The 5,395-nt window shown below is 49.4% G+C and carries 4 protein-coding genes; all 4 read right to left on the reverse strand.

The window, feature by feature from the left end:
• Positions 1–93: 93 nt before the first annotated feature.
• On the reverse strand, positions 94–1,338 hold the full coding sequence (locus HMPREF0670_RS02870) for a site-specific integrase (protein WP_009229654.1): 1,245 nt from the start codon (positions 1,336–1,338) through the stop codon (positions 94–96).
• A 738-nt stretch (positions 1,339–2,076) separates the two neighbouring features.
• On the reverse strand, positions 2,077–2,886 hold the full coding sequence (gene rhaD / locus HMPREF0670_RS02875; RefSeq protein WP_009229655.1) for a rhamnulose-1-phosphate aldolase: 810 nt from the start codon (positions 2,884–2,886) through the stop codon (positions 2,077–2,079).
• Positions 2,887–2,915: 29 nt separating this feature from the next.
• Positions 2,916–3,947: an L-rhamnose/proton symporter RhaT gene (locus tag HMPREF0670_RS02880; RefSeq protein WP_009229656.1), complete on the reverse strand. Its 1,032-nt coding sequence runs from the start codon at positions 3,945–3,947 to the stop codon at positions 2,916–2,918.
• 3 nt (positions 3,948–3,950) lie between these two features.
• A complete protein-coding gene (locus HMPREF0670_RS02885; protein ID WP_009229657.1) occupies positions 3,951–5,204 on the reverse strand; it encodes an L-rhamnose isomerase in 1,254 nt (417 codons plus the stop codon).
• Positions 5,205–5,395: the final 191 nt, after the last annotated feature.

Consider the following 5,395-nt stretch of genomic DNA (forward strand, 5'->3'; position numbering starts at 1 on the left):
TAATTCATACTAAAACCTCAAACTTAATTGAGGTCCCAGTTGTGCACTTTTATTTGACAACGTACAATAAAGGCATTTTTATTTTTCGTACCATTACGCAAAATCCTCAGAGGTGACGAATTCACCGATGCCGGCAAGTTTCTCCGATAGAACATTCATTTCTTTGTTCAATTTCTCATTGGTAATCTTGGCGTATATCTGTGTACTGGAGATACACTTGTGCCCCAGTACGCTACTGACAGACTCGATAGGCATGCCGTTGGAAAGGCATACCACCGTTGCCATCGTGTGACGCGCCATGTGCCAAGTAATGTGTTTGTGGATGCAGCATTTCTTCATGACGGTACGTAGTATCATTTTGCAGGAATTATAGGACGGAACGGGAAAGACACGCCCGTCGTCGCACAGGCCTTTGTATTTCTTCATGATTTGAAGGGGAATGTCGAGTAGGCGGACGTTTGTTTCCACACCGGTCTTTTGTCGATAGGTGTGTATCCATACGCTACCGTCGAGCGGGTTGGACACGATATTTTCCTCTCGAAGGTTCTTCAGGTCTATGTAAGCCAATCCCGTGAAAGCACAGAAAAGGAACAGATCGCGGATGAATGTCCGTTTGAAGTTCATCTTCGGAGCGTTGATAAGCTGTCCGAGTTCTTCTTTGGTAAGGAATCCTTTTTCTGTTTCCTCTTTCGGCACACTGCAGTCAGGGAATGGATAACGTATCAGCCAGCCGTTTTCTACCGCCCTGTGCAGCAGCATACGGACGGGACAGGAATATACCCAGACAGAGTTGCAATGCAGGTGTTTTTCTGCAAGCAGGTAAGTCTCAAAATCGGTGATGAATGTTGGTTGAATTTCTTTCAATGCAATGTCACTCACATGATAGCGTGATTGCAGGAAGTCCTTTAGGTGACTGTATACGGCATGGTATTTCGTCAATGTGCTCTTTGCTTTCATGCCGCAGTCGACTTTCTTGGCATAATCTTCCATGAAGTGGTCATAAATCTTTATGAGCGTCTGGCAGCGGTATTCCAAACCAAGGAAAGCATTCCTGACTTTCTCGGCCGTGACAAAGCTGTCGCGCTCCATGATTTCCTGATAATGCTTTGTGATACCTACACGGAGTTTGTCGAGCATCCGGTTGGTCTCCCGTGTCGTTACACTCTTGCCAACCGCACGACCACCCTTTACGCCCCAGAGGTTTGAATCGATGGAGAGTTTGCAGCTGAACTGCGCTTGCGTGCCGTCCACGGTGATACGTCCCATGATAGGTGCCGTACCGTCTTTCTTTACCTTGTCTTTCTTCAAATAGAAGATGACTGAAAATGTACTTCTCATTGCTTTTGTTCCTTTCGTTTGCAAAATTATTTACTGTGGAGCAGTTGTCCACTAAGCAAATCGAGGGGAACGCGGAATAAGAAACCGAAGGATGGGAATTTTCAGCCTAACAGCCTATTTCAGAGCGAATTCCCTTGATTTTCCACCTGTCCATTCTTACCCTTGCAGGGGTTACGAATAGGAGACGGAACGCTGTCACTGTCTGGCATAAAGACCGTACACGGTTGGCTTTACGCTGCTTTCCAAAGCCTTTTTAAGTCTTTGATTAATAACGTTATCGCTACATTTTTCCGTTTTTCAGATTTTATATGTACTTTTCTACAAAAAAACTGTAGTTTTTCGTCAGAATTAGTCGTATTTTATCAAAAAACTGCAGTTTTTCATCAAAATTTTTGTTTTCTGCAAAAAAACTCGAGTTTTTCATCATAAATTTTCGTTTTCCATCAAAAAACTCGAGTTTTTCATCATAAAATTCCGTTTTCCATCAAAAAACTGCAGTTTTTCATCGTAAATTTCCGTTTTCCATCAAAAAAATGCAGTTTTTCATCATAAATTGGCTGTGTCCCATGAAAAACTGCAGTTTCTGAGCAGAAATTACTATTGGAAGCAAAAAATCTGGAGCCTCCCGCTGCCCATCAAAAGCAGGTGAGAAAAAACCGGAGCAGATTAGCCCGCAAGCTCGTTCTCCCCTCCTTTGGAGGGGTTGGGGGAGGCTCCCATTCGTTAGGTGATAATCGCTTACTTCGGCAAATGGAAAACCTGCGAGAGTTCCTTCATCTGCGCGTCGCTCATTCCATCTGGTTCGAAGCCCATGGCTTTACAGTCCAAATAAATGGCGGCACTCTTCGACAGCACATCAATTTGGTCGAACGCATCCATGATATCCGTGCTTTTGGCAAAGACACCGTGCTTTTCCCATAGCACCACGTCGTAATCCTCAAGTTCTTTCAGCGTTCCTTCGGCCAAGGCGTTCGAGCCCGGAATAGCGTAAGGAACGACGCCCAGCCCCAGCGGACAGAAGGCTTTCGTCTCGGGAATCATGCTCCACAACAAGCGTGTGAGCACATCTTTCTCCAAAAATCTCTTGCCATGGCTCATGGCCACAAGTTCGATTGGGTGTGTGTGCAGCGTAGCCTTAATTTCCGTCTTTCGCTCGAGTTGTCGAGCATGAACCATCAGGTGGCTCGGCAATTCAGAAGTTGGAAGCACGGGATTGTCGGCGATGATGACATAACTACTGCAGTCGTCGAGCACACGAATGACGCTTCCGTTCTCCATCGGCCAGCGAGCAAGGTCGCGCATGCGTCGTCCCGTTCCCTTGCAGAAGAAATATTGGCCCTTCAAGGCTGGCAGCGTCGCTCCTATCTCTTTTATGTCGCTGATAGCTGGGAGCGCCTTGATTTCGTCGTCGATGAACGCCGTGATGTTGACGGTGATGTTCCCGCCGTTGCGCTCGGCCCACCCTTTCTGCCAGAGATATCCGGCCACTTCCGCAATCTTGCCAACCTCGTTTTCCAATCGGGGACGGCCGTCTAAAATACTTTTCATAATCATTTGCTTGTTTTAATTCAGTACGATCATAACAATTGAGGCAGGAACGAAGAAACAACCAGAATCACGATGCCCACGACGAGCACGGCTATTGTTCGTCGCCCACAGCCTTTCCACTCTTTCAGTAGTATGCCCCAAACGTTGGAGAAAACGACGTCGAGCGCCATTAGTATGCAGAACGAGAACGTAATCAGCACGGGCGAGTCGGTAAGGAAGCCTTTGCCCAGAGCCAATCCAAAGAACTGGCTGTACCACAACGCTCCCGCCAAAAGGCAGAAGAGAATGTTGTTAGCCCACACGCTTCGCTTGCCGTAATCACTCCAAGTGTGGTTCTTTTGGTTCTGCCAGAGACAGTAGACGGCGTTAGTAGCGAAGCCGCCGACCGTAACGAGCAAGGTGGCGGGCAGCGTCTTGAACAGGCCGGACGTCGCGGCAAAATGCAAGCCGCTCCCAAACTCCAGCCCCACATTGAAGCACGCGCTCATGCAGCCAGCCAAGAGTGCGATGGCGATTCCTTTCGGGAAATTGAATTCCTTGACGGCTGCGCGCTTCGCTTCGTCACTAAGCTGAGCCGCCTTCATCGAGCCCGCAACGCCGATGACGGCAATGCCCACGAGCGTCACTCCTACTCCAATGAGCACCGAGACCGTCAGTTTTTCCAAGTGGTGCCCCTCGGGATAGATGACGTTCAGCATAATAGGACCGAGTACCGTTCCCAATCCCGCGCAAGTACCCAAAGAGATGCTCTGTCCGAGCGCAACTCCGAGATAACGCATGGAAAGTCCGAAGGTTAGCCCTCCCACGCCCCAAAGAATACCGAAAAGAATGGTCATGTTGATGTCGAACATGTGATCGGCGGTAAAGAGATCCGTCAGCGAGTGTCCCGAAGGCACAGCAAGCAATGCGCCAAGCAGCGGGAGCAACAGCCATGCGAACACGCCCTGCACGAGCCAGTAGCTCTCCCAGCTCCACACTTTGATGCGGTTAATAGGGACGTAGCAACTCGATTGACAGAAAGCGCCGATGGCGATGATGAGAAGTCCGATGATGATATTCATTTTTTATCCGCGTTTAGACAGTACATCCTTTTCATATTGCTCGACTACGGGAATGAAATCCTCGCCGACAGGTACGCCGCTTGTCAGGTTGAAATAGTCATAGATGGCGCCGAACGGCAGACTCTTAGCTTCTTCCAACAGAGCCAGGCGCTCGAACCCCTTGTCGGTATCCTCGTAGGCACGGAGTCGGTCGATGGGTTCCAAGAAAGCCTGCAACAGACATTTCTGCGTGGCGCGCGTCCCGACGATATATGCACCGATGCGGTTGATGGAGGCATCGAAGTAGTCCAGCCCGATGTGCGCACGGTCAAGCGCGTCGGCCCGCACAAGTTCCTTGAAAAGGTCAAGCGTCTGGTCGTTCATGATTGTAACGTGATCGGAATCCCAGCGCACGGGGCGGCTCACATGGAGCATCAACTCGGGCACGAAGAGCAGGAGTGACGCTACCATGTCGCTGACGTTCTCGGTCTGTTCGTAATGTCCAGTGTCGAGGGTGTACATCAGATTACGCGTAGCGCAGTAGCCGGCCACGAAGTCGTGCGAACCGACGGTGTAGCTTTCCAGCCCGATGCCAAAGAGTTTTGCCTCCAGGCAGTTCTTCACGCCGTCGAGCTTCTCGGCCAATATCTCGTCCAAGCTCTCTGCCATGAGCCGGCGATAGCGCATACGCTCGACGGTCAGGTCCTTGCAACCGTCGTGCACCCAGATGTTCATGATGCAAGGGTCGCCCTGTGCCCTGCCCATAGCATCGGCAATCCTACGGCAACGCTTGGTATGCTCGATCCAGAATTCGCGGATACCCTTGTCGGGATTAGCCAATGACAGGCTGCCGCTCTTCGGATGTGAGAAGCTGGTAGAGTTGAAGTCGAGTTTCATGTCGTTCTCTCTTGCCCAGTCTATCCAACTTTGGAATTGGTCGACTTCCACTTGATTGCGGTCTACGAACTTTCCGCCGAAATCACCATATATTTCATGAAGATTCAACCGGTGCTTCCCTCCCAACAGACTCTTTACGAAAAGGATGTCCCGGCGTACTTCCTCTATGTTTCGGGCACGCCCCGGATAGTTCCCCGTTGTCTGAATTCCTCCGGAGAGCGCTTCGTTGCGCTCGAAGCCGACCACGTCGTCGGCCTGCCAGCAATGTAGGGAAATCGGAGTTTTCTTCAGTAGTTCGACAGCTTTGTCGGTATCCACACCCACAGCTGCATAACGTTCTTTTGCATAGGCATAAGCCTTTTCAATACTTTCTGTTTTCATAACTTTAAGTTTTTAGTTGGTTTCTATATTTAATTTGTCCTAAATTGGTCATTGGGAGGTTTTACCATAGTGTGACAAACCTCCCATCATTTACCGTGGCATTTGCTCACATGTCACAAGGTTAATGGCTGATTGGGGCTTATGATTGTTTACTCTTCACTCCCACCCGTTATATACAGGTATTTCTCATA

The organism is Prevotella sp. oral taxon 317 str. F0108 (genome assembly GCF_000162415.1).
Classification (GTDB): domain Bacteria; phylum Bacteroidota; class Bacteroidia; order Bacteroidales; family Bacteroidaceae; genus Prevotella; species Prevotella conceptionensis.

Bases quoted from the DNA above. Each gene is read 5' to 3' on its own strand.
- rhaD (WP_009229655.1), bottom strand. From the start codon at position 2,886: ATGAAAAGTATTTTAGACGGCCGTCCCCGATTGGAAAACGAGGTTGGC.
- HMPREF0670_RS02880 (WP_009229656.1), bottom strand. From the start codon at position 3,947: ATGAATATCATCATCGGACTTCTCATCATCGCCATCGGCGCTTTCTGT.
- HMPREF0670_RS02870 (WP_009229654.1), bottom strand. From the start codon at position 1,338: ATGAGAAGTACATTTTCAGTCATCTTCTATTTGAAGAAAGACAAGGTA.
- HMPREF0670_RS02885 (WP_009229657.1), bottom strand. From the start codon at position 5,204: ATGAAAACAGAAAGTATTGAAAAGGCTTATGCCTATGCAAAAGAACGT.